The organism is Glycomyces sp. NPDC049804 (genome assembly GCF_040674615.1).
GTDB classification, from domain to species: domain Bacteria; phylum Actinomycetota; class Actinomycetes; order Mycobacteriales; family Micromonosporaceae; genus Glycomyces; species Glycomyces niveus.
Genome location: NZ_JBFAMQ010000013.1, coordinates 89,937 through 112,283, shown reverse-complemented (window position 1 = coordinate 112,283; position 22,347 = coordinate 89,937). Strand labels below are relative to the sequence as shown.

The 22,347-nt window shown below is 70.2% G+C and carries 20 protein-coding genes, 2 tRNA genes and 1 pseudogene; 6 read left to right on the top strand and 17 right to left on the bottom strand.

Going from position 1 to position 22,347, the window contains the following annotated elements; all coding sequences use genetic code 11:
- Positions 1-23 precede the first annotated feature (23 nt).
- Positions 24-608, bottom strand: a complete 585-nt coding sequence (locus AB0K52_RS19705; RefSeq protein WP_363534198.1) for an AAA family ATPase — start codon at positions 606-608, stop codon at positions 24-26.
- A gap of 233 nt (positions 609-841) precedes the next feature.
- A complete protein-coding gene (locus AB0K52_RS19700; RefSeq protein WP_363534195.1) occupies positions 842-1,210 on the bottom strand; it encodes a helix-turn-helix domain-containing protein in 369 nt (122 codons plus the stop codon).
- A gap of 123 nt (positions 1,211-1,333) precedes the next feature.
- On the opposite strand from AB0K52_RS19700, the gene AB0K52_RS19695 reads away from it, so the two are divergent.
- Entirely contained in the window at positions 1,334-1,732 is a 399-nt protein-coding gene (locus tag AB0K52_RS19695) for a nuclear transport factor 2 family protein (protein WP_363534192.1), read from the top strand.
- Between the two features lie 39 nt (positions 1,733-1,771).
- Here AB0K52_RS19695 and cutA read toward each other — a convergent pair whose 3' ends face one another.
- Complete coding sequence (cutA, locus tag AB0K52_RS19690) at positions 1,772-2,101, bottom strand: divalent-cation tolerance protein CutA (RefSeq protein WP_363534189.1); 330 nt, start codon at positions 2,099-2,101, stop codon at positions 1,772-1,774.
- A 78-nt stretch (positions 2,102-2,179) separates the two neighbouring features.
- Between cutA and AB0K52_RS19685 the strand changes: the two genes are divergently transcribed.
- Positions 2,180-3,505, top strand: coding sequence for a replication-associated recombination protein A (locus tag AB0K52_RS19685; protein WP_363534186.1), 1,326 nt, complete (start codon positions 2,180-2,182; stop codon positions 3,503-3,505).
- A gap of 22 nt (positions 3,506-3,527) precedes the next feature.
- Here the strand turns inward: AB0K52_RS19685 and AB0K52_RS19680 are convergent, their stop codons facing one another.
- Positions 3,528-3,884, bottom strand: a complete 357-nt coding sequence (locus AB0K52_RS19680) for a GNAT family N-acetyltransferase (RefSeq protein WP_363534183.1) — start codon at positions 3,882-3,884, stop codon at positions 3,528-3,530.
- Positions 3,885-3,966: 82 nt separating this feature from the next.
- Positions 3,967-5,244, bottom strand: a complete 1,278-nt coding sequence (locus AB0K52_RS19675) for a glycoside hydrolase family 30 beta sandwich domain-containing protein (RefSeq protein WP_363534180.1) — start codon at positions 5,242-5,244, stop codon at positions 3,967-3,969.
- Positions 5,245-5,443: 199 nt separating this feature from the next.
- On the opposite strand from AB0K52_RS19675, the gene AB0K52_RS19670 reads away from it, so the two are divergent.
- Together AB0K52_RS19670 and AB0K52_RS19665 are read left to right on the top strand one after the other, a co-directional pair.
- Positions 5,444-6,217, top strand: a complete 774-nt coding sequence (locus tag AB0K52_RS19670; protein WP_363534177.1) for an NAD(P)-binding domain-containing protein — start codon at positions 5,444-5,446, stop codon at positions 6,215-6,217.
- A gap of 125 nt (positions 6,218-6,342) precedes the next feature.
- Positions 6,343-7,173, top strand: a complete 831-nt coding sequence (locus AB0K52_RS19665) for a DUF4097 family beta strand repeat-containing protein (RefSeq protein WP_363534174.1) — start codon at positions 6,343-6,345, stop codon at positions 7,171-7,173.
- Positions 7,174-7,460: 287 nt separating this feature from the next.
- On the opposite strand, the gene AB0K52_RS19660 is transcribed toward AB0K52_RS19665, so the two are convergent.
- Positions 7,461-10,574, bottom strand: coding sequence for a BTAD domain-containing putative transcriptional regulator (locus tag AB0K52_RS19660; RefSeq protein ID WP_363534171.1), 3,114 nt, complete (start codon positions 10,572-10,574; stop codon positions 7,461-7,463).
- Between the two features lie 244 nt (positions 10,575-10,818).
- Between AB0K52_RS19660 and AB0K52_RS19655 the strand changes: the two genes are divergently transcribed.
- A complete protein-coding gene (locus tag AB0K52_RS19655; RefSeq protein ID WP_363534168.1) occupies positions 10,819-11,370 on the top strand; it encodes an RNA polymerase sigma factor in 552 nt (183 codons plus the stop codon).
- Entirely contained in the window at positions 11,360-11,611 is a 252-nt protein-coding gene (locus AB0K52_RS19650; protein ID WP_363534166.1) for a hypothetical protein, read from the top strand. Before AB0K52_RS19655 ends, AB0K52_RS19650 begins: the two co-directional genes overlap by 11 nt.
- A gap of 275 nt (positions 11,612-11,886) precedes the next feature.
- Here the strand turns inward: AB0K52_RS19650 and AB0K52_RS19645 are convergent, their stop codons facing one another.
- From AB0K52_RS19645 to gnd, 11 genes and pseudogenes are all read right to left on the bottom strand, one after another.
- The gene (locus AB0K52_RS19645) at positions 11,887-12,648 is read right to left on the bottom strand and encodes a DinB family protein (RefSeq protein ID WP_363534163.1); all 762 of its coding nucleotides are present in this window, start codon (positions 12,646-12,648) and stop codon (positions 11,887-11,889) included.
- A gap of 87 nt (positions 12,649-12,735) precedes the next feature.
- A tRNA-Ala gene (locus AB0K52_RS19640) sits at positions 12,736-12,808 on the bottom strand.
- Positions 12,809-12,921: 113 nt separating this feature from the next.
- On the bottom strand, positions 12,922-13,053 hold the full coding sequence (locus tag AB0K52_RS19635) for a DLW-39 family protein (protein ID WP_218125197.1): 132 nt from the start codon (positions 13,051-13,053) through the stop codon (positions 12,922-12,924).
- A 115-nt stretch (positions 13,054-13,168) separates the two neighbouring features.
- Positions 13,169-13,750: an NAD(P)H-dependent oxidoreductase gene (locus AB0K52_RS19630; RefSeq protein WP_363534160.1), complete on the bottom strand. Its 582-nt coding sequence runs from the start codon at positions 13,748-13,750 to the stop codon at positions 13,169-13,171.
- Positions 13,751-13,886: 136 nt separating this feature from the next.
- Positions 13,887-13,963: transfer RNA gene (locus AB0K52_RS19625), tRNA-Ile, on the bottom strand.
- A 159-nt stretch (positions 13,964-14,122) separates the two neighbouring features.
- Positions 14,123-14,575, bottom strand: a pseudogene (locus AB0K52_RS19620) (DUF3566 domain-containing protein); the annotation flags it as partial.
- Positions 14,576-14,824: 249 nt separating this feature from the next.
- On the bottom strand, positions 14,825-17,329 hold the full coding sequence (gene gyrA, locus AB0K52_RS19615; RefSeq protein WP_363534157.1) for a DNA gyrase subunit A: 2,505 nt from the start codon (positions 17,327-17,329) through the stop codon (positions 14,825-14,827).
- A gap of 45 nt (positions 17,330-17,374) precedes the next feature.
- Complete coding sequence (gene gyrB, locus AB0K52_RS19610) at positions 17,375-19,339, bottom strand: DNA topoisomerase (ATP-hydrolyzing) subunit B (RefSeq protein WP_363534154.1); 1,965 nt, start codon at positions 19,337-19,339, stop codon at positions 17,375-17,377.
- Between the two features lie 286 nt (positions 19,340-19,625).
- Positions 19,626-20,090, bottom strand: a complete 465-nt coding sequence (locus AB0K52_RS19605; RefSeq protein ID WP_208497727.1) for a DciA family protein — start codon at positions 20,088-20,090, stop codon at positions 19,626-19,628.
- A complete protein-coding gene (gene recF / locus AB0K52_RS19600; RefSeq protein ID WP_363534151.1) occupies positions 20,080-21,216 on the bottom strand; it encodes a DNA replication/repair protein RecF in 1,137 nt (378 codons plus the stop codon). Before recF ends, AB0K52_RS19605 begins: the two co-directional genes overlap by 11 nt.
- A 195-nt stretch (positions 21,217-21,411) precedes the next feature.
- Positions 21,412-22,287, bottom strand: a complete 876-nt coding sequence (gnd, locus tag AB0K52_RS19595) for a phosphogluconate dehydrogenase (NAD(+)-dependent, decarboxylating) (RefSeq protein WP_363534148.1) — start codon at positions 22,285-22,287, stop codon at positions 21,412-21,414.
- Positions 22,288-22,347 lie beyond the last annotated feature (60 nt).

The window sequence follows — 22,347 nt, the reverse complement described above, 5'->3', positions numbered from 1 at the left end:
CAGCATGGGCGAGGGCGACCGGTCTATGCCTGCAGCTGGTCCTCGGTGACGACGGCGCGCTTGGCGGCCTCGGCCACGATCAAGTCGGCGGTCTCCTCCGCGGTCAGCTCGCCCGAGTCGAGCCACCAGCCGAGATCGCCCAGTTCGCGCTGCTGATTCCTTGCCAGCGGCGGGAAGTCGTAGTCGACTCGAGCTTCGACCGAGCGGGTCGCGTTGCGGTGCCGGGCCACTTCCAACGGCGGGCACAGCACGACGAGCATCAGCGGCCGCACTCGGAGCCGCCCCGCGATGAAGGCGAGTTCCTGCCGGGTTTCCACGACCTGGTCGATGACCGGGGTGTAGCCCGCCTCGGCGAAGTTGTCCGCGGTCGAGCAGACGTTGACCATGCGAAGCCGCAACTGCTGCCGGCCTTCGGGGCCGGGGTTCCAGTTGCCTTCGGCGTCGAGCATGTTCGCCCACCCGCTGACGAGCATCATGCCGAACACGTCCGCGTCCAGCCGGGCCGCGCGCGGCAGCCGCTCGGCCACCATCTGCGTCACCGTGGTCTTGCCCGCCCCGGGCGTCCCGGTGATCAGCAGCGTTCCGGCCAAAGTCCCGACATCAGTCACCGCGACAGCCTGCACCCGACGCGATCCCCCCGCCAGCGAATTTCCGTCCATCGAACCGGATCGCCTGTATCGCAAGGGGTTCGAAAATACTTCTAGACGCTTTGCGTCGTAAGTTGACACGTAAGTTTTTGGCAGGTCATCATCGGACATACGCTCTTGCGATCGCATGCGAGCCAAGGTCTTCTTACGTCTCGAACGGGGGCGGCTTGCCCTCGGCCCGAACGTCGGCGCGGTCAATGACTGCTGTCGTAGCGTTCGCGGTGCTCGAGGACCTCGGTGATGTGCGCTTCGGCCCAGTCGCCGAGGGCTCGCAGCGGCCCGTGGAGGGTCCGGCCGAGGTCGGTGAGCTCGTATTCGACGCGGGGTGGGACCTCGGCGAAGACGTGGCGTGCAACGAGGCCGTCGCGTTCGAGGTCGCGGAGTGTGTCGGTGAGGACCTTGCCGCTGATGCCGTCGACGGCGGTGCGCAGGTCGCGGAAGCGGGTGCGGCCCCGCCCGAGGACGATGACGATCATCGCCGTCCATTTGTTGGCGATGCGGACGAGGGAGGTGCGGGACGGGCAGGTCGCCGTCAGCACATTCCAATCCGGTTCTTGTGACATGCGACACCAGATCCCAATGGTCACGTTGAAGTAACTGGTTACAAAAAGTGAGTATAGCGGTGTCATGCGGAAACGCCGGTGAGGATGAACCTGCCGGTACTTCACGTTCGAGGGAGAGTCACGATGATCGAATCCACCGCAGCCGTCGCCCAGCAGTACGTCGACGCCATGGGTTCGGGGGAGCCCGCCCAGTTGGCCGCGCTGTTCGCCGATGATCTCGTCTGGCATCAGCCGGGGGCGAACCAGTTCTCCGGCGACAAGCGCGGCGGCGCGGCGGTCGGGGAGATGGTCGGGGCGATGATGGCGTTCAGCAACGGCACCTTCGCGCTCGCGGCGAGCGGCGCGCCGATGATCAACGGCGACATGGCCGCGGTGCCGATCCGCTTCTCCGGCAAGCGGGACGGGGCCGAGATGGCCATGGACGGGATCGACCTGCTGCGCGTCGTGGACGGGAAGGTCGCCGAGGTGTGGCTGTTCTCGGCCGACCAGACCGCGGAGGACGCGTTCTGGGGCCAGGGCTGAGCAGTGAGGGCGGGCGGCCGCCACCGGCCGCTCGCCCGGTCATCGACTCGATCCGGAGTCCTGTTCGTCCGGGTCCTTGGTCGATTCGACGACCCAGGCGCGGTAGTCCGGGTTGGCCTGGGTGATGAGGGTGGCGAGCACGCACGGCACGTCGTAGGGGTGCTCGCGTCGCACGGTCCGGATGATCTCGGGGACCAGCGACTGGCGGGTGTGCAGCATGACCCGCGCCTCGGGCTCGTCGTGCATCCGCCCCTCCCACCGGTAGATCGAGCGGATCTCGGCGACCTGCTGCCCGCAGGCGGCCAGGCGCTCCTCGACGAGTTTCCGCGTGAACTCGCGGAGCCAGCCCGCATCCGGGCCGGTGATCACTACCTCACAGATCGCATGCACAGACGGCATCTTCTCACGTTCGCCCGCGATGTCGCACCCCCGCGATACGGTCGATTCATGACCGATCCGGCGCCCGCGCTGCCGCTGTTCGGGGAGGACCCGCCTCGGCCTCTCGCCGACCGGCTGCGGCCGCGCACACTCGCCGAGGTCGTCGGCCAGGACCACCTGCTCGCCCCTGACGCGCCGTTGGGGCGCATGGTCTCCCGCGGGAAACCCGTCTCGACGGTCCTGTGGGGGCCTCCCGGGTGCGGGAAGACCACGATCGCGCGGCTGCTCGCCGAGGAGACCGACCTCGCGTTCGAGCCGTTGTCGGCCACGTTCTCCGGCGTCGCGGACCTGCGGAAGGTCTTCGCCGCCGCCGGGCAGCGGCGCGAGATGGGCCAGGGCACGATGCTGTTCGTGGACGAGATCCACCGGTTCAACCGCGCCCAGCAGGACTCGTTCCTGCCGTACGTGGAGGACGGCACGATCATCCTCGTCGGGGCCACCACGGAGAATCCGAGCTTCGAGCTCAACGGCGCGCTGCTCTCGCGCTGCCAGGTGTTCGTCCTCCACCGGCTCGACACCGCCGCGCTCGAGACGCTGCTCGCCCGCGCCGAGAAGGAGGTGCGGCCCGTCCCGCTCGACGACGAGGCGCGCGGGTCGCTCATCGCGATGGCCGACGGCGACGGCCGGTACCTGCTCAACATGGTCGAGCAGCTGCAGGAGCTTCCCGAGGGCACGCCGCCCCTCGACACGGCGGCGCTCGCCGAGACCGTGCAGAAGCGCGCGCCCCTGTACGACAAGACCCAGGAGAGCCACTACAACCTGATCTCAGCGCTGCACAAATCCATGCGCGGCTCCGACCCCGACGCGGCGCTCTACTGGCTGGCGCGGATGCTCGACGGGGGAGAAGACCCGCTGTTCATCGCGCGGCGCATCACGCGGTTCGCCAACGAGGACATAGGGATCGCCGACCCGCAGGCCGTGCAGCAGGCCCTCGCCGCATGGGACGTGTACGAGCGGCTCGGCTCGCCCGAAGGGGAGCTGGCCATCGCGCAGGCCGTCGTCTACCTCGCGACCGCGCCGAAGTCGATCGCCGTCTACCGGGGGTTCGGGGAGGCGCAGCGCAGCGCGAAGCAGACCGGCTCGCTCGCCCCGCCCGCGCACATCCTCAACGCCCCCACCAGGTTGATGAAGGACATGGGGTACGGCAAGGGCTACCAGTACGACCCCGACACCGCCGAAGGCTTCTCCGGCGCGGCGTACTTCCCCGAAGGCATGGAGCGGCAGCGCTACTACCGGCCCACCCGCAACGGGTACGAGGCGGGCGTCGGAGAGCGCCTCGAACGCTGGGCCGAGCTGCGCGCCCAGCGGCGCACGGAACAGGGCGGCTCGGGCTGAGCCGCTGCCGAAGCGAGAGGCGTCAGGTCTCCTCGCCCAGGTGGATCGCCTTCTCGTGGATCATGTCGGCGTAGTCGGGGTGCCGCTCGATCCAGCCCGCGATGAACGGGTCCACCGGTTCGATCCGCTTCCCCTCTTCGCGCGCCCGGTCGAACGCGAACCGCGCGAGGGCCGCGCCGATGCCCTTGTTCTGGAGCTCTTCGGGGACTTCGGTGCAGGAGAGCATGATCGTGCCGTCGTTGCGGCGGTACTCGGTGTACCCGACCAGTTTCCCGTCGACCCGCGCCTCGTACCGGTCGAGCTCGGGCGCGTCGGTGACGTCCACGGTCAGGTGCTCCTTGACCGGCGTCTCCTTCGCTGTGCGCTCCTTCACGGCCATCGGACCTCCTTCTGACGGGCGGGCGCCCCGCGCGGGGCGCCCGCTGCGAACCAGAGGAGTACCCCCGAGCCCGGGTTCTCACTCAGTTGATGACGAAGGTGCGGATGCTCCGAGCGGGCAGTTGCGCACCGAACGAGCCGTTCGTCATCACCGGGGCCGAAGAGGGCGCGAGCGTGTTGTTCGCGTCGGTCACCCAGGTCGGGATGGTCGCGTTGCCGCCGCCCTGGACCGTGAACGGGAAGTACACGGCGCTCGTGTTCTTGTTGATCGCGACGATGACGATCCGCGACCCGCTCTTGAACGCCGTGATGTAGACGTTCGCCTGCGGGTTCGCCGTCGCGGTGATCCGCTGGAAGCCCGGGCGCACCCACTTGGAGAAGTGCGCCATGTTCGCGCCGCGCTTCGAGATCTGGCCGTCCTCGCGCATCGGGCCGTAGCTGCGGCGGATGTACCACCACACGTAGGTCTGGAAGCGGCCGTAGACGAGTGCGCGGTGGATGTGCTCGCCTGTGTCGAGCGCGCCGGGCCACAGGTCGGCCGAGTCGGTGCTGTTGGGGTGGTAGACCTCGGTCATCCACAGCTCCTTCCCGCCGCCCTTCTGCTGGAACAGCGGGTAGGGGAAGTCGGCGTTCGCGGTGCCGTAGAGGTGGGCGCCGATGATGTCGACGTTGGCGAGGGCGGTCGGGTCGTTGAGGATCGGGTCGGACATGTTCTTGCGGTACTGGAACGACTCGGGGGCGATCACGCGGGTGCCGATCGAGCCGGCGTTGTTGCGGCAGAAGTTCAGCATCTCCTGCGGGGTCCAGGCCGTCCACTCGTGCGCGTAGTCGGGCTCGTTCTGGATCGAGATGCCGTAGAGGTCGACGCCGTTGTTCGCCATGAACTGGTCGAAGTCGTTGAGGTGCTGGGCGTACGCCCCGTACATGCTGTAGCGCAGGCGCTTGCCGCCCGAGAACGACTCGGTCATGCTCGCCGGCGGGTTCCACGGGGACGCGAACACCTTGGCGCCCAGCGCCCTCGCGCGCTGCGCGGTGGCGACCTCGCGGCTCCAGTTGGCGCGGTCCTCGTGCACGGGGATGCGCAGGATCGAGAACCCGAGCTGGCCGGTGCCGTTGCCGAACGCGGTGTCGCGCTGGGCGGCGGTGAGGTCGGCGATCCACACGGAGTGGTTCATGCCGCCGAAGCCCTGGATGGTCTGCTGGACGTTGTTCGGCTCGACGTTGATCGTCGTCTGCGCCGAGGCGGGGGTGGCGGCGGCCAGTACCGGGAGGGCCGCGCCCGCGGTGATGAGGGAACGGCGGCTGAGCCTGGCCTTCGCACTCGGTTCGTTCGCGCGGGACTGGTGAGGGTGGCGCTGCATTGCTCCTCCTGAGGATGCGGGTGAGACCGAAACTTTCAGGCGATACCGTTTGCCAGGATCAGCATAGGTCGCCGTATTGATGAGTGTCAATGCCTGTTCACCGGGGCATACGCATCGAGGTATCTCGATTGCCGGATCCGAAAGTTTCGGCGGCCTCCGGGGGATGCACTAGCCTCGAGCCCGACAGAAGGGAGCCGCAATGGCACGCATCGGGTTCATCGGCGTAGGGGAGATCAGCGGCGCGATGGTCGAAGGGCTGAGCGACGGCGTCGCGGCCCCGCCGCCGATCAGCCTCTCGCCGCGCGGCGCGGCTACGGGCGCGGCGCTCGCCGCGAAGTACGCGAACGTCCAGGTGCGCGCGAGCAACCAGGAGGTCGCCGACCACTCGGACCTCGTCGTCATCGCCGTGCGCCGCGCCGACCGGCACGACGCCCTCGCCGGCCTGCGCATCGGCGCCGGGCAGACGATCGTCAACGTCATCCCCGGCGTCTCGGCCGACGAACTGCGCGGCCTCCTCGGCACCGAAGCGGACATCGTGGCCGCCATCCCCCTGCCCACCGTGCGCGAACGCGCCTCCGTCACCGTCGTCTACCCCGCCCACCCCGCGGCCGAGGCGTTCTTCGACCGGCTCGGCGGCGCCCAGCCCGTCGCCGACGCCACCGCCTACAACGTGGTCTCCGCGCTCTCCAGCACCGTGAGCACCTACCTCGCCTACCTCGGCGCCCTCGCCGACTGGGCCGCGCGGAACGGTGTGCCGCAGGAGGCCGCCGACCGGTACGTGCGCAGCCTCTTCCAAGGCGTCGGCCGGTCCCTCGGCGAGGAGTCCAAGCCGCTCCAGGCCATCGCCTCCGAGCACGAGACCCCCGGCGGCAGCAACGAGCGCATCCGCACCACCTGGTTCGACCAGGCCAACGCCGAGGCCTTGGGCGCGACCCTCGACGGGCTCCTCGCCGACCTCGAGCAGCCGCACTGAACTGGGCATCTGTCGGCACCTGACGGCTGACAGGGGCGGTGACAGGTCGAGGCAAGGGCGGCGACAGCGCGAAGGGCGATCGTTACGGCATCAAGCCAGCGACCCGCACCGAAAGAGGCACCGAGATGCAGACCTTCGCCACCCCCGCGCCCATCACCGCCGTCGTCGACATCGTCCTCGGCGACATCCGCTTCGCCGCCGCCGACCGCGCCGACACCGTCGTCACCGTCGAGCCGATCGACCCCACCCGCAAGCTCGACACCGACGCCGCCGCCCAGGTCAACGTCGAATTCGAGGCCGGGAGGCTCCGCGTCTGGCAGCCCAAGCTGCGCACCGCCTTCGCCCGCAAATACGGTTCGGTGCGCATCAGCGTCCAGCTCCCGACCGGCTCGGACGTCCAGGGCGACACCGCCGACGGCGAATACGTCGTCACCGGTCAGGTGGGCGCCTGCCGCCTCAAGAACGCCGTCGGCGACATCAAGGTGGCCCGCGCCGCCGAGGTCCGCCTCAAGACCAGCGGCGGCCGCGTCACCGTCGACCAGGTCGCCGGCAAGGCCGACGTCAGCGGCAGCGGCGACATCCGCGTCAACCGCATCGGCGGCGACGCCGCGGTGAAGAACATCGGCGGCACCACCTGGATCGGCGAAGTCCAAGGGGACCTCCGCGCCGGCGCCGCCAACGGACCCGTCACCGTCGAGACCGCGCACGCCGCCGTCGAGGCCAAGACCGCCGTCGGCGACATCCGCATCGGCCGCATCGGCACCGGTCCCGTCGAGATCACCACGGCCGCAGGCAGACTCGAAGTGGGCGTCCCCGCCGGGACGGCCGTCGAGCTCGACGCCAAGACCCCCACCGGACGCGTGCACAACCACGTGAACGTCCCCGGCGTGCCCGAGCGCACCGTCAAGGTCCGCGCCCGCACCAGCGGCGGCAACATCACCATCCGGCAGGCCTAAACCGAAGCGGCGCAAGGGTTTTGATCCGGAACGAACACGGCGGCCGGAATCCGACAGGAACCCGGCCACTGCACATGCGACCGGAGGCCGGGGCGCCGCGCGGCCTCACCGTCGGTTCCGAGCCGACGCCGGGCACGCCGACGTAGTCGTGGCGGGCGGACGGGCAGGCGGGGTCGAGCCGACGACCGCCTCGCCGCCGATGAGCACGCCGAGCTCGCGGCGAGGCATTGCCCGTCCTCGAGCTTCGAGGCCTGCTCGGCGACCACTTCGTCGTCGGCGCCCTGCGGTCAGGCGGCCAGCGCCGACTCGGCCAGTTCCTTCCAGTCCCGTTCCCGCCCTTGACGGATCGCCTCCTCGAACCCGTCGTCGCCGAGGCGCTCCCGCGCCTCCTCGCCGATGCGGGCCACGTCCGGCTTGGTGAGGTCGGGCGCGCCGCGCACCCCTTCAGCCGCCGCGACGAGCTGCGCCGCCTCGGCGTCCTTCCCCTGCAGCAGTGCGAGATCGGCGATGCCGACGAGGATGTCCGCGATCATCGGCGGGTACGCGAGCGCGACCACCGCTTCGAGCGCCTTGGCGCGGTGGTCGCGAACCGCCTCGAGATCGTCGACGAGGTAGGCGCGCAGGTCGTGCCCCGCGGCGACGATCGCGCTGCCGTCGCGGGTGACGCCGGTGTCGAGCCGCGCCACGATCGCGCGCGCTTCCGCCTTGTCGCCCTTGAGCCTCGCGAGGTGGGCCTTCGCGAACGCCAGCTCGAGGATCGTGCTCGGCCAGGTGATGCCGTCGGCGAGCCGGTCGGCCTCGGCCATGGCGGCGCGGCTCGCCGCGTCGTCGCCGAGCAGCCACCGGAGTTGGGCCTGCCTGGCGCGCGCGCTGATGACCTCATGGGGCGCACCGACGTCGGCGAGGGCGTCGGCGGCCTCCTCGTAGTAGTCGCAGGCGCGCGCGAACTCGCCTTTCGCCCCGACGCGGTCCGCAAGGAAGGTGAGCGCGCTCGAGATCCCCCAGCGGTCGCCGACCTCGCGGAACCCGGCGAGGGAGGCCTCGATGTCGGCGTCGACATCGGTCTCGTCGCTGAAGATCGCCAGGCGCATCCGGCTCCGGGCGAGGCGGGCCTGCGCCCGCACCCAAGGCTCGCCGTGGTCGATGAGCGGGTCGAACGCGGACAAGAAGTCCTGCGGGTCGGTGAGCATCCGCGCGAGCGGGGCCACGAACCCGAGCAGCGGGTGGGTCGAGCCGCTGCGCCGCGCGAGCCGGTCGGCCTCCTCGATCCACTCCTGGGCCTGGTACTGGTCGCCGCCGTAGCCGGCGCTCACAAAGTGCGCCACGTTGGTGCAGGCGAGCGCGCGCGTCTCGTCGGGCACGTCGCCTTCGAGCGAGGCGGCCGCGATCGCCAGTTCGGTGCCTTCGGCGCGGTGGCCGCTGAGGTACCAGTACCACCCCGCGCCGGCGGCGATCCGCATCGCTTCGCGGGCGCGGCCGTCGGCGATCGTCCGGCGGAGCGCGGCGGTGATGTTGTCGTGGTCGGCCTCGAGCCTCGCGAGCCATTCGAGCTGCTCGGCGCGGCGCAGGTACGGGTCGGCGGTCTCGACCAGTTCGGTGACGTAGTCCTGCAGCGCCCGTTCGGCTTCGGCCGTGCCGCCCGCCTCTTCGAGGCGCTGGGCGGCGTACTCGCGGATGGTGTTGAGCATCCGGTAGCGGGGCTCGCCCTCGCCGTCAGAGCGCAGCAGGGACTTCTCGGTGAGCGCGGTGAGCAGGTCGAACGCGTATTCGTTTGGCGGGCAGACCCGTTCGGCCGCTTCGAGGCTCACTCCTCCGGTGAAGACGGAGAGGCGCCGCAGGAGTTCGCGCTCGGCTTCGGGCAGGAGGTCCCACGACCAGTCGACGACGGCGCGGAGGGTGCGGTGGTGGGCCATGGCGGTGCGGGAGCCGCCGGTGAGCAGCTTGAAGCGGTCGTCGATGCGGTCGGCGAGCTGGTCGACGGACATGGTGCGCAGGCGGGCCGCGGCGAGCTCGATGGCGAGGGGCATGCCGTCGAGGGCGCGGCAGATGCGGGCCATCGTGGCGAGGGTGGCCTCGTCGCCGCCGATGTTGCGGCGCACGGCTTCAGCGCGGTCGCGCAGGAGCCGGACGGCGGGGGAGGCGGCGGCCTCCTGCGGGGTGGCGTGCTCGGCGGGCAGCGCGAGCGGCTCGACCTGCCAGAGCGCTTCGCCGGTGATGCCGAGGGGTTCGCGGCTGGTGGCGATCACGCGCAGGCTCCGGCATTCGCCGAGGAGCCGGTCGGCGAGGGCCGAGGCCGCTTCGATGACGTGCTCGCAGTTGTCGAGGACGAGGAGCATCACGCGGTCGCGGATGGCGGCGGCGAGCCGGTCGGTGGCGTCGCCGTCGGCGGCGGTCTCCTGGTCGCGCAGGCCGATCGCGGTCAGGACCGCTTGGGCCAGTTCGCCGCCCGAGTGCAGCGGCGCGAGCTCCACGAGCCACGCGCCGTCGGGGAGGTCGCCGAGCATGGTGCGGGCGGTCTCGACGGCGAGACGGGTCTTGCCGGCGCCGCCGGGGCCCTGGAGGGTGACGAGGCGGTGCCGGGACGCCAGGTCGGCGACGGCGGCGACGTCGTCCTCCTTGCCGACGAACGCGGTGAGCTCCGAGCGGAGGTTGGTCCGGCGATTCTCGGTGCGGCCGCCGATCTCGCCGCGCAGCAGCGCGATGTTGAGCGCGGAGAGCTCCGCGGAGGGGTCGACGCCGAGCTCGTCGCCGAGGCGTTCGGCGAGCTGCTGGTAGGCGGTGAGCGCTTCGGCGCCGCGGCCGGCTTCGGCGAGGGCCCGCATGAGGGCGGCGACGAACCCTTCGCGCATCGGGTACTTCGCGACGAGGTCGGTGAGCTCGGTGATGAGGTCCGCGCCGCGCCCGAGCCGGATCTCGGCGTCCACGCGGTCGCCGAGGACGGCGATGTGGCGTTCGTTCAAGCCGACGACGACGGCGTCGAACGCCTTGCTGCCCAACAGGGCGATGCCCTCCATGGCGGCGCCGCGCCACAGGCCGAGGGCCTCCCGGAGCAGGTCGGCCTTCTCGGCGTCGTCGGCGGTGCGGGCCTTCGCGACGAGCTCCTCGAAGCGGACCACATCCACGCAGGCGGGGTCGACCGCGAGCACGTACCCGCCGGCCTTCGACTCGACCGCGCCCTTGGGCAGGGCCTTGCGCAGCCGGGAGACGAGCACCTGGAGGGCGTTCGCCTCATCGGCGGGCGGCTCCTCGCCCCACACCCAGTCCACGAGCCGGGTCTTGGGGACGATCTTGCCCGCCTCCAGCGCCAGCGCGGCGAGCAGCGCCCGCGAGCGCGCGCCGGGGAGGTTCACGGGGGTGCCGTCGACCTGGACTTCAAACGCACCGAGCAATCCGATTCTCACCGGGTCATCTTGCCGCATCGGAACACCTCTCATCAACGCCGATCGCCTACAGTCGAGGCGCGGCCGCGTCTTTCCCCGCGCGGGCGCGAATCCTCCGGGAGGCCGCGCGCCTCTCATATCCATACCGGCCGCAAGGGCCGGAAAGATGCACGGAGGTCGTCAATGGTCATCGGAATCGCCGCGGGAGTCCTGGTGCTGCTCATGGTCACCTGCAGCATCGTGGTGCTGCGCCGGAGGGCGCGGCGTGGCTGAGGGCTGGCCCGACGGGGCGCTCGTCGAGGCGGCGCGGGACGGGGACGCCCGGGCGATCACCGCGCTCGTGTCGGGCTCGCACCCGCATGTGCGCCGGTTCGCGCACTCGCTGTGCACGACCCCGCAGGACGCGGAGGACGCGGCGCAGGAGGCGCTCATCATCCTGTACCGCAAGATCGGGATGCTGCGGGCGACCGGGGCGCTCGCGTCGTGGATGTTCCGGATCGTGCGCAACGAGTGCCTGCGGCGGGCGAAGCGCGCCTTCCGGCAGTTCGAGACCGTGCCGGAGCGGGCGGTGCCCTCCGCTGAGGAGGAGGCGCTGCAGCTGCTGGAGGCCGGGATCGTCGCGGACGTGATCGCGGGGCTGCCGGGGGATCAGCGGCGGGTGCTCATCATGCGCGACGTGCAGGGCTACAGCGGCCGCATGACCGCGGACGCGCTCGGGATCTCCACGGCCGCGATGAAGTCCAGGCTGCATCGGGCGCGCGCGGCCGTCCAGGAGGGGCTGCGTTCGATGGAGACGGGGGGCTTCGATGGCCGGTAACGGGAGTTTCGCGAGCAAGTCGGTGCCGCGGCATGTGGCGCGCGGCCTGGTCGGGTTCGGGTCCGTGGTCGCGGCGTTCGCGCTCGTCCCGGTGTTCGGGTGGTGGAGCCTGCTGCTGATCCCCGTCGGGGTGCTCGCGCTGCGCGGCTGCCCGGCCTGCTGGGTCATCGGCCTCATCGAGACGGTCTCGCGGGGCCGGATCAAGAGCGACTGCGTCGACGGCGTCTGCCGCCTGCGCTGAACGCCCCCTCGGCGGCGGCCCGAGGCCGCCGCCGATGGGAGCGGCGTCCCGCGGCGGTGGCGGGCTGCGCAGCGCCGGGTCGGTCCTCCGGCGCGGCGACGCGCGGGTGGCTGCAAGCCCTCGCAGCGTCCCTCGGCGCCGAGACTGCCACCGTCACCACCGACCTGACCACCGACTCCGGCATCGACCACGCCGCCGAACTGCCGGGACGGCCTCGACCTCCTCGTGAACAACGCCGGCTTCGGCGCCCGGTTGCCTTTGCGGTTCTTGGAGTGTCAGCGCGCTTCGAGGACCGCGAGGTCGCGCAGCGCGTACTGCCGGTGCTCGCAGTGCTCGTTGAGCACCACCCGGAAGCAGGCCGCGGCGGTCACGGTCTTGGTCCCCCAGCCCGGCGCCGGCTCTCCGGTCCGGGTCTCCTCCATCGATTCCTCGGTCGCGGCCGCCAGCGCGGCTCGCACTTGGGCGGTCCGGTCGTCGCGGATCGCCAGGATCTCGGCGAGGGACGGCTGCGCCGCGGTGTCGAGGCCGATCGCGGCGGCGCGCTCGGCCGGGTAGTCGCCCGTCGGGAGCCCGAGGGGGTGGTAGGGGAGTTCCTCGCCGCGGAGCATCCGGCCGATCCACACGTCGGTGGCGAAGACGAGGTGCCGCAGGGTCTCCGCGAACGACCACTCCTCGTCGACGCGTTCGTGCAGCGCCGCTTCGGGCAGGCGCATGGCGCGGGCGATCGTGCCCTCCCACAGGCCCTCCAGGAGCGTCCACATCGCCCGCCGGTCCTGCAGCGACCGCACGGAGCGGAGCGTGACCCGCTCGGGGTGGCGGCGGTCGAGCTCGGCGTTGACGTACTCGGTGACGTCCACGTCGTTGACCCGCACGCCCTCCAGTTCGCCCGCGTGGCCGTTCAGCCGGAAGTTGGTGATGGCGGACCCGGAGATCTTGACGTCGCTGACGTCGCAGTCGCGGAACACCGCGCCGGAGAGGTCCACCGACGCGAACCGCGCGCCCTTGAACCCGTCGGCGCGCTCGTAGGTTGCACTCATCGGCCCATGGTGCCAGCCGCCACCGACATCGGGCGGAAAACGAACCGCCCGCGACCTCAGCGAGGTCGCGGGCGGTTGGTCTTGCTGTGGAGCCTAGGAGAATCGAACTCCTAACCCCCTGCTTGCAAAGCAGGTGCTCTGCCAATTGAGCTAAGGCCCCTCGGTCAGCCGCGCGGTTGCACCCTACGAGACTGGACCTCTCCAAGTATCGCCGCAGCGCTAACCGCACCAGCGAGGATACCCGGATCGCAGTGAACTGGCTAACGCGATTCGCTAGCGCACGTCTTCCGCGGAGGTGGTGGCCTCGTGCCACAGGGTGCGGTCGTCGTTGATCGACTTGACCTTCTTGGCCACGACGAACGCGACCGTGGCCACTCCGGCGACGATCAAGATCTTCTTCCACATGGACCCAGGCCCCCTATATCAGAGATTGCCGCGTACAGCAACGCCGTGTTCGGCATTGCACGATGCGCCTCAGCATAGCGAACCGCGCCCCGCCCGGCCGCCGGGCCGGTACCTGTCAGTAAAGGACGTCTTCGGTCTCGGTGTCGCCCCGGAAGAACGTCTTCGCGGCCGCGAGCGCCCGCGCGTCGCGATCAACATCACCCGGTCGTGAACCGTAGCCGAGCAGCACGCCCCGCCACTCCATCTTGAAGTACCCGGCGCTCAGCCGCAGCATCCCGGCGAGCGGCGCCGCCGCCTCGGGGGCGCCGTCGGCGTACGCGGTGACCGCCCACAGCCGCCGGCCCGCCATGTCGGCCTTGAAGTCCAGGCCCGGCACGCGCAGCCAGCCCGACCAGTAGTCCATGTAGTTCTTCACCGAAGCGCTCACCGAGTACCAGTACAGCGGCGAGGCGACCACGATGTCCGTGGCCGCGAGGGTCGCGTCCTGCACGATCTGCTCCGCGCCCTGCGCGGGCGGCGTCGTCCCGTCCCCGGTGTGCCGGCGGTCGGTGAACGGCGGCAGCCCCAGCTCGCCGAGGTGGATCCACCGCTGCGCCGCCTCCGGCTCCAGGTGCTCGGCGGCCGCGCGGGCCAGGGCCTCGGTGTTGCCGCCGGTGCGGGAGCTGCCGAGGAGGAACAGGAAGGAGCGGTCGGACATGGCGGGCTGCTTTCTCGGAGGGGGACGGGGTCACCTGGTGCAAGGCCGCGGGACGGCCGCCCTATTCCGGACCGCGGCCCAGGCCACAGCCCCGGCGGGCGGGCATGAAAAAACCCGCCGGTTCACGGCGGGTTGTTGGTGGGCGTACCAAGACTCGAACTTGGGACCTTCGAGTTATCAGCTCGACGCTCTAACCACCTGAGCTATACGCCCTTGTCAACGCGGCCTTATCGGCGGCGCTGAGAAAGATTACCTCATGCCCGCGCCAAACGCCGAACAGGGCCCCTGCCCTTAGGGACGGCCGTCACTGGCCCGGCCGGGGACGGCGAATGCCCGCGGCCACCAGGCCGCGGGCATTCGCTTCGCTTGTCGCTAGTCGCGTTCGGCGAGCGTCACCTCGACGCCGCCCACGAGGTCGGCGCACACGTTGTAGATGAACGAGCCGAGCGTCGCCAGCGCCGTGAACAGCACCATGTTCACCACGCCGAGCAGGGCCGCGGCCCCGATGACGCCCTTCGCGGTGATCCGGAAGGCCGCGGTGCCGCCCGAGGCGTCCTCCGAGCTGGTGCCCATGAGCATCTGCAGCATGTCGTTGACCGTGTCGAACACGCCCATCGCGTCGAGCGCGATGTACAGGACCGTGGTCGCCACGACCATCACGATGAACAGCACGATCGAGACGGCGAACGAGAACTTCATCACCGACCACGGGTCGATCCGCTTGAGCCGCAGGCGGGCCCGGCGCGGGCCGCGCGCGGCCGCCTGGCTCACCGCGGCACGCGCGGCGCGGACCGCGTCGGCGACGCGGGCCGAGGAGGCCACGCCCGCGGCCTGGTTGGCGGCGGTGTTGCCCGTGGGCGACGTGATCGACTCCGGCGTGACCGGCGGCGGCGTCATGCCCGGCGGGCGGCGCAGCGTCAGCGTCTGGTCCTGGGCGGGAGCGGGCGGCGACGACACCGACGACACGGGGTCATCGGATTTCGCCTGCTCGGCCGGCTCGGACGCGTCGGAGCTGAACTCCGGGACGTCGTCGTCGCGCTCGGTCTCCGCTGCGGTGGCCTTCGCGTCGGTCATCTACTCGTCCTGCCCCTCATCGGGTTCCGGTTCCTCGGCGCTCTGGGTGATCGCGAGCAGCGAGACCTCTTCGGGCAGGTCGATCAGCTTGACGCCCATAGTGTTGCGGTCCGAAGTCTGACGGACCGGCTGCACCGGAGTCCTGATGACGCCTCCCTCCGAGGTGATCGCGAACAGCTCGTCGTCCGGCGTCACCGACAGCGCCCCAACCAAGTCGCCGCGCCGTTCCGTGATCTTCGCGGTCAGGACGCCCTTGCCGCCGCGGCCCTGCTGCGGGTACGCGTCGACCGGAGTCCGCTTCGCGTAGCCGCGGCTGGTGGCCACGAGGATGTCCATATTATCGCGCAGAACGATCATGGTGAGCAGTTCGTCGTCCCCGACGAACCGCATCCCGATCACACCGCTGGTCGCGCGGCCCATGGGCCGCAGCGCCTCGTCGGTCGCCTGGAAGCGGATCGACTGCGCCTTGCGCGAGACCAGCAGCAGGTCGTCCTCCTGCTGGATGAGCGCGGCGCCGACCAGTTCGTCGCCGTCGCGCAGGTTGATGCCGACGATGCCGCCCGTGCGGGGCGAGTCGAAGTCGGTGAGCTTGGACTTCTTCACCAGGCCGTTGCGGGTCGCGAGCACCAGGTACGGCGTGACCTCGTAGTGGGCCAGCTGGATGACCTGCGCGATGTGCTCGTCCGGGCCGAACGCCAGGATGTTCGCCACATGCTGCCCGCGGGCCGTGCGGCTCGCCTCCGGCAGCTCGTAGGCCTTCGCCCGGTAGACGCGGCCCTTGTTGGTGAAGAACAGGATCCAGTCGTGCGTGGTGCACACGAAGAAGTGGCTGACGATGTCGTCCTGCTTGAGCTGCGCGCCCTGGACGCCCTTCCCGCCGCGCTTCTGCGAGCGGAACGAGTCGGTCTTGGTGCGCTTGACGTAGCCGCCGCGGGTGATCGTGACCACGATGTCCTCGCGGGCGATGAGGTCCTCCATGGACACCTCGCCGGCGTCGGGCATGATCACGGTCCGGCGCTCGTCGCCCCAGCGGGCCACGACCGCGCCGAGCTCCTCGCGCACGATCATGCGCTGCCGCTCGGGCTTGGCGAGGATGTCCGCGAAGTCGGCGATCTTCGACTCGATCTCGGCGAGCTCGTCGACGATCCGCTGCCGCTCCAACGCCGCGAGGCGGCGCAGCTGCATGTCGAGGATCGCGACGGCCTGGACCTCGTCGACGTCGAGCAGGCTCATCAGGCCCTGCTTCGACTCCTCGGCCGAAGGCGAGCGGCGGATGAGCGCGATCGTCTCGTCGAGCAGGTCGAGGGCCTTGGCGAGGCCGCGCAGGATGTGGGCGCGCTCCTCGGCCTTGCGCATCCGGTACTGGGTGCGCCGCACGATCACTTCGATCTGGTGCGCCACGTAGTAGCGGACCATCTGGGCGATGTTCAGCGTGCGCGGGACGCCGTCGACGAGCGCGAGCATGTTCGCGCCGAACGTGTCCTGCAGCTGCGTGTGCTTGTACAGGTTGTTGAGCACCACTTTGGGCACCGCGTCGCGCTTGAGCACGATCACGATCCGCATGCCGGTGCGGCCCGAGGACTCGTCGCGGATGTCGGCGATGCCGCCGAGCTTGCCCTCCTTGACGAGGTCGGCGATGCGCTCGGCGAGGTTGTCCGGGTTCACCTGGTAGGGGAGCTCGGTGACGACCAGGCAGGCCCGACCCTTCGAGTCCTCCTCGACCTCGATGACGGCGCGCATCTTGATCGAGCCGCGGCCGGTGCGGTACGCGTCCTCGATCGCCGCGCGCCCCAGGATCGTGGCGCCGGTGGGGAAGTCGGGGCCGGTGATGATCCCGAGGATCGCCTCGAGGGCCTCCTCCTCGGTGGCCTCCGGGTTGTCCAGGCACCAGTCGACGGCCGCCGCGACCTCGCGCAGGTTGTGAGGCGGGATCTTCGTGGCCATGCCGACCGCGATGCCCTCGGAGCCGTTCACCAGCAGGTTCGGGATGCGCGAGGGCAGGATCGTGGGCTCGGTGGTCTTGCCGTCGTAGTTCGGCTCGAAGTCGACCGACTCCTCGTCGATGTCCCGCAGCATCTCCATCGCGAGCGGCTCGAGGCGCGACTCGGTGTAGCGGTGGGCGGCCGCGGGGTCGTTGCCGGGGGAGCCGAAGTTCCCCTGGCCGTCGATGAGCGGGTACCGCAGGCTCCACGGCTGCGCCATGCGCACCAGCGAGTCGTAGATCGCCGAGTCGCCGTGGGGGTGGAACTGGCCCATGACGTCGCCGATGACGCGCGAGCACTTGACGTACCCGCGGTCGGGGCGGTAGCCGCCGTCGTACATCGCGTACAGGATCTTGCGGTGGACGGGCTTGAGGCCGTCGCGCACGTCGGGCAGCGCGCGCCCGACGATGACGCTCATCGCGTAGTCGAGGTAGGAGCGCGACATCTCCACCTCGATGCCGACCGGCTCGATGCGGCCGTGGCCCTCCGGGATCTCAAGCTGGTCTTGGTTGTTCTCAGGCACCAGTGCTTCCTTGCTTGTCAGTCGGAACGTGGTCGGCGGGCCGCTTTAGATATCGAGGAACCTGACGTCCTTGGCGTTCTCCTGGATGAAGCGGCGGCGGCTCTCCACGTCCTCACCCATCAGGACGCTGAAGAGCTCGTCGGCGGTTGCCGCATCGTCGAGCTGAACCTGGAGGAGGTTGCGCTGCGCGGGGTCCATGGTCGTCTCCCACAGCTCGGTGTAGTTCATCTCACCGAGACCCTTGTAGCGCTGGACGCCGTCGGAGCGGCGCGGGTCGGACTTGCCCGAGGCGACGCCCGCCTCGATGATCCGGTCGCGCTCGGCGTCCGAGTAGGCGTAGTCGACCAGGTCGCCCTTCTTGTTCCACTTGATCTTGTACAGCGGCGGCTGGCTCATGTACACGTGGCCGAGCTCGATGAGCGGGCGCATGAAGCGGAACAGGAGCGTCAGCAGCAGGGTGTTGATGTGGTGGCCGTCGACGTCGGCGTCCGACATCAGGATGACCTTGTGGTAGCGCAGCTTCTCGGCCTCGAACTCCTCGTGGATGCCCGTGCCGAGGGCCGTGATCATGCCCTGGACCTCGTTGTTCTTGAGGATCTTGTCGAGGCGGGCCTTCTCCACGTTGAGGATCTTGCCGCGGATGGGCATGATCGCCTGCGTGCGCGGGTTGCGGCCCTGCTTGGCCGAGCCGCCGGCCGAGTCGCCCTCGACGACGAAGATCTCGCACTCCTCCGGGTTCGTCGACTGGCAGTCCGCCAGCTTGCCCGGCATCGAGGAGGTCTCCAGGAGGCTCTTGCGGCGGGCCAGCTTGCGCGCCTGCGCCGCGGCCTTGCGGGCGTTCGCCGCCGAGGAAGCCTTCTGGACGATCATCCGGGCTTCCTTCGGGTGGCGGTCGAGCCAGTCCGGGATGTGCTCGTTGCAGACCTTCTGCACGAAGCCCTTGATCTCGGTGTTGCCGAGCTTCGTCTTGGTCTGGCCCTCGAACTGCGGCTCGCGCAGCTTCACGGAGATGATCGCGGCCAGGCCCTCGCGGATGTCCTCGCCGGAGAGGCGGTCCTTCTCGGACTTGATGATCTTCTTCTCGAGCCCGTACTTGTTGACCGCGTTGGTGAGCGCCGAGCGGAAGCCCTCCTCGTGGGTGCCGCCCTCGTGCGTGTTGATCGTGTTCGCGAACGTGTAGACCGACTCGCCATAGGACTCGTTCCACTGCATCGCGACTTCGACCGTGTGGAACTCCTTGTCGTCCTCCGCCGTGAACTGCACCACCGTCGGGTGGATCGCGTTCTTCGAGGCGTTCAGGTGGCGCACGAAGTCGGCGATGCCCTCCTCGTACTGGAAGCGCACCTGCCGGACGTTGCCCTCTTCGTCGAAGTGCTCGGGGCGCTCGTCCCGCAGCGTGATCGACAGGCCCTTGTTGAGGAACGCCATCTCCTGGAGGCGGCGGTAGATCGTCTTGTAGTCGAACTCGAGGGTCTCGAAGATGTCCCCGTCCGGCCAGAAGGTCACCACCGTGCCGGTCGCGTCGGTCGCCTCGCCCTTCTCGAGCGGGCCCGGCTGGGCGTGCTTGTAGTCCTGGCGCCAGAAGTAGCCGTCGCGCTGGATCTCCACCGAGACGCGGGTGGAGAGCGCGTTCACGACCGAGACGCCGACGCCGTGGAGACCACCGGAGACCGCGTAGGTCTGCGAGTCGAACTTGCCGCCCGCGTGGAGGACCGTGAGGGCCACCTCGACGCCGGGCTTGCCGAGCTTGGGGTGGATGTCGACCGGGAAGCCGCGGCCGTCGTCCTTGACGCTGACGCCGCCGTCCTCGGTGAGGGTCACCAGGATCTCGGTGGCGTAGCCGGCCATGGCCTCGTCCACCGAGTTGTCGACGACCTCCTGGATGAGGTGGTGCAGGCCGCGCTCGCCGGTCGAGCCGATGTACATGCCCGGGCGCTTCCTGACGGCCTCGAGGCCTTCGAGGACCTGCAGCGAACTGGCGCTGTACTCGTCCTGCTGCTTCGCCGCCACCGGCAACTCCTTCTGTCGTCGTTCACGGTCAGTAGTGAAAAGTTAGTCCATGGCTGTGACACTTTTCAGTCATCTGGCCTCGGACCTGCCTGATTGTCTGGTCCAGAGGGGCCCGGAGCCGGGCCGGCCATGGAGGCGGCCGGGCGCCGAGGGCGCCGGCCGGACCGCATCCGTCAAGTCTACTTGGCCTGAGCTTCTGTAACCGCTTCCGTGCGCCTCGTTGTCGTCACAGTCGCACCGAGGGGCGGGGACATGAACCCCCCTACGGACTTAGGGGTGTGCGGCTTCAGAACGTGTCACGGGAGCCATTAAACCGTACGCGCCGCGGGCCGAAGGAACGAGTCGGCTGTTGCGGGCCCACGATCTTCAGTCGCTTCACGACGCTCGGGCCGAGGGCCGCGGCGAGCTTGCCGTGGATCTGGCGCGAGAACAGCCGCAGCTGCGTGGCCCAGGCCGTCGACTCGGCCACGACCAGCAGCTCGCCGTTCTCCAGGCTCTTGGGCGAGCAGTGGCCCGCGATCTCGGGGCCGACGATGGCCTCCCAGCGGCCGAACACGGAGGCGTCGGCCACTTTGCGCGTCCAGCCGTTCTTGCGCACGACCTGGGGGAGCAGGCTCCCCAGCGTCTCGGGGTCGCGCTTGTCCGGCCCCGGGCCGGACCACTCCTTGCGGAAGCGCGGGTCGTCGGACTTGCCGCGGCGACGAGGGCGGGGGCGGTAGTCGTAGCCGCCTCCCGAGCCGTTAAAGGACACGTTTGATCTCCCCTTCCCACACGTCGTAGCGGGCGCCGGTCAGCCGCTCGGGGACGTCACCGGCGACCGCGCAGGTGATGAGCGTCTGCGGCGCGGCCTCGGCGTACTCGGCCAGGCGCTCGCGGCGCGTGGCGTCGAGCTCGGCGAACACGTCGTCGAGGATGAGTATGGGGGCCGTGCCGTCGGCGCGCAGGAGTTCGAAGGCGCCCAAGCGCAGTGCCAGCGCCACCGACCAGGTCTCGCCGTGCGAGGCGTAGCCCTTGACCGGCAGCGAGCCGAGCATGAGGTCGAGGTCGTCGCGGTGCGGGCCGACGAGGGTCGAGCCGCGCTCGACCTCCTTGCCGCGGGCCGCGGCGAGGGCGGCGCCCAGGCGCGCGGTGAGCACGTCCTGGTCTGCGGTGAGGTCGTCGCCGAGTTCCGACTCGTAGGCCAGGTGCACTTCGGCGCGACCGTCCGCGATCTTCGAGTGGGCCTTGGCGATGGGTTCGGTCAGGTCCTCCAGGAGCGCGAGCCGCCCGGCCATGAGCTCGGCGCCGTGGCGCGCGAGGTGGGCGTCCCAGGCGTCGAGGGTGGCCATCTCGGCGCCGCCGGGGCCGCGGCCGCCGGTCTTCTTCGCCAGGTACGCGGTGCGCAGGAGGGTGTTGCGCTGCTTGAGGACCCGCTCGTAGTCGGCGCGGACCCCGGCGTAGCGCGGGAAGCGCGCGCACAGGAGCTCGTCGAGGTAGCGGCGGCGGGCGGACGGCTCGCCGCGCACGAGCGCCAGGTCCTCGGGGGCGAACGCGATGGCCTTGAGCGCCCCGATGATCTCGCGGGGGCGGGAGAGGGCGGTCTTGTTCAGCCGGGCCTTGTTCGACTTGCCGGGGACGATCGCCAGCTCGGCGAGGAGGCGGCGGGAGTCGTGCAGGATCTCGGCCCGGATCACGGCCTGCTCGCAGCCCTGGCGGACCAGGGGGGCGTCGGAGGAGACGCGGTGGGAGCGGAGGTTGGCCAGGTAGACCAGGGACTCGACCAGGTTGGTCTTGCCGTGTCCGTTGGGGCCCACCAGGATCGAGGGCCCCTCGTCGAACAGGACTTGGGCGTGCGCGTAGGACCTGAAGTCCGTCAATTGCAGCTGTCGTACACGCACGCCTCTATGATGCCCGCTCGCGAGGGGGCGACGCTCGCTAGCCCCCCATTGGCTCAGTCGGAACGCGCCGAGTGCCGAGACTGCGTCCCGGCACTCACGTTCTGCGGCGGGGGCCGCTTCGGCTACGCCGACTCGGCGCGGTGCCGGAGCTTCGTCCCGACACCGGCCGCTTCGCGGCGCGTGTCCGCCACTGCGCTACTCGGATTTGACGGCGTGTCCGCCGAACTGGTTGCGCAGGGCCGCGACGGCCTTCATCGCCGGGGAGTCCTCCTGGCGGGAGGTGAAGCGCGCGAAGAGCGACTCGGTGATCGCCGGGAGCGGGACGCGCAGGCGGATGCCCTCGTCCACGGTCCAGCGGCCCTCGCCGGAGTCCTCGACGTAGCCCTTGACCCGGTCGAGCTCCGGGTCGGCGTCGAGCGCGCGGTCCATGAGGTCGAGGAGCCAGGAGCGGATGACGGTGCCCGAGCGCCAGGACTTGAAGATCTCCGGCACGTTGTCGACGTACTCGGAGGCCTCGAGCAGCTCGTAGCCCTCGGCGTAGGCCTGCATCATGGCGTACTCGATGCCGTTGTGCACCATCTTGGCGTAGTGGCCCGCGCCGACCCCGCCCGCGTGCACGAAGCCGAACTCGCCTTCGGGCTTGAGCGCGTTGAAGACCGGCATGAGCCGCTCCACGTCGCCCTCGGCGCCGCCGACCATGAGGGCGTACCCCTCGGTGATGCCCCAGACGCCGCCGGAGACGCCGACGTCGACGTAGCCGATGCCGCGCTCGGCCAGGAGCGCGGCGTTCACGGCGTCGTCGGTGAAGCGCGAGTTGCCGCCGTCGACGACGATGTCGCCCTCGGACAGCAGCTCGGCGAGTGCCCTCACCGTGGACGTGGTGGGGTCCCCGGCGGGGACCATGACCCAGACGGCCCGCGGGCCCTCGAGGGCGGCGACGAGCTCGGCGAGCGAGCCGACGTCGGCCACGTCGGGGTTGCGGTCGTAGCCGACTACCTGGTGTCCAGCCTTCTCGAGCCGCAACTTCATGTTGCCGCCCATCTTGCCGAGCCCGATCATGCCGAGTTGCATGTCGCGCCCCCCTTCAAAAATGAGTTCAGGAAGGTGTTCCGCGGTTGGCGCCGGGGTCAC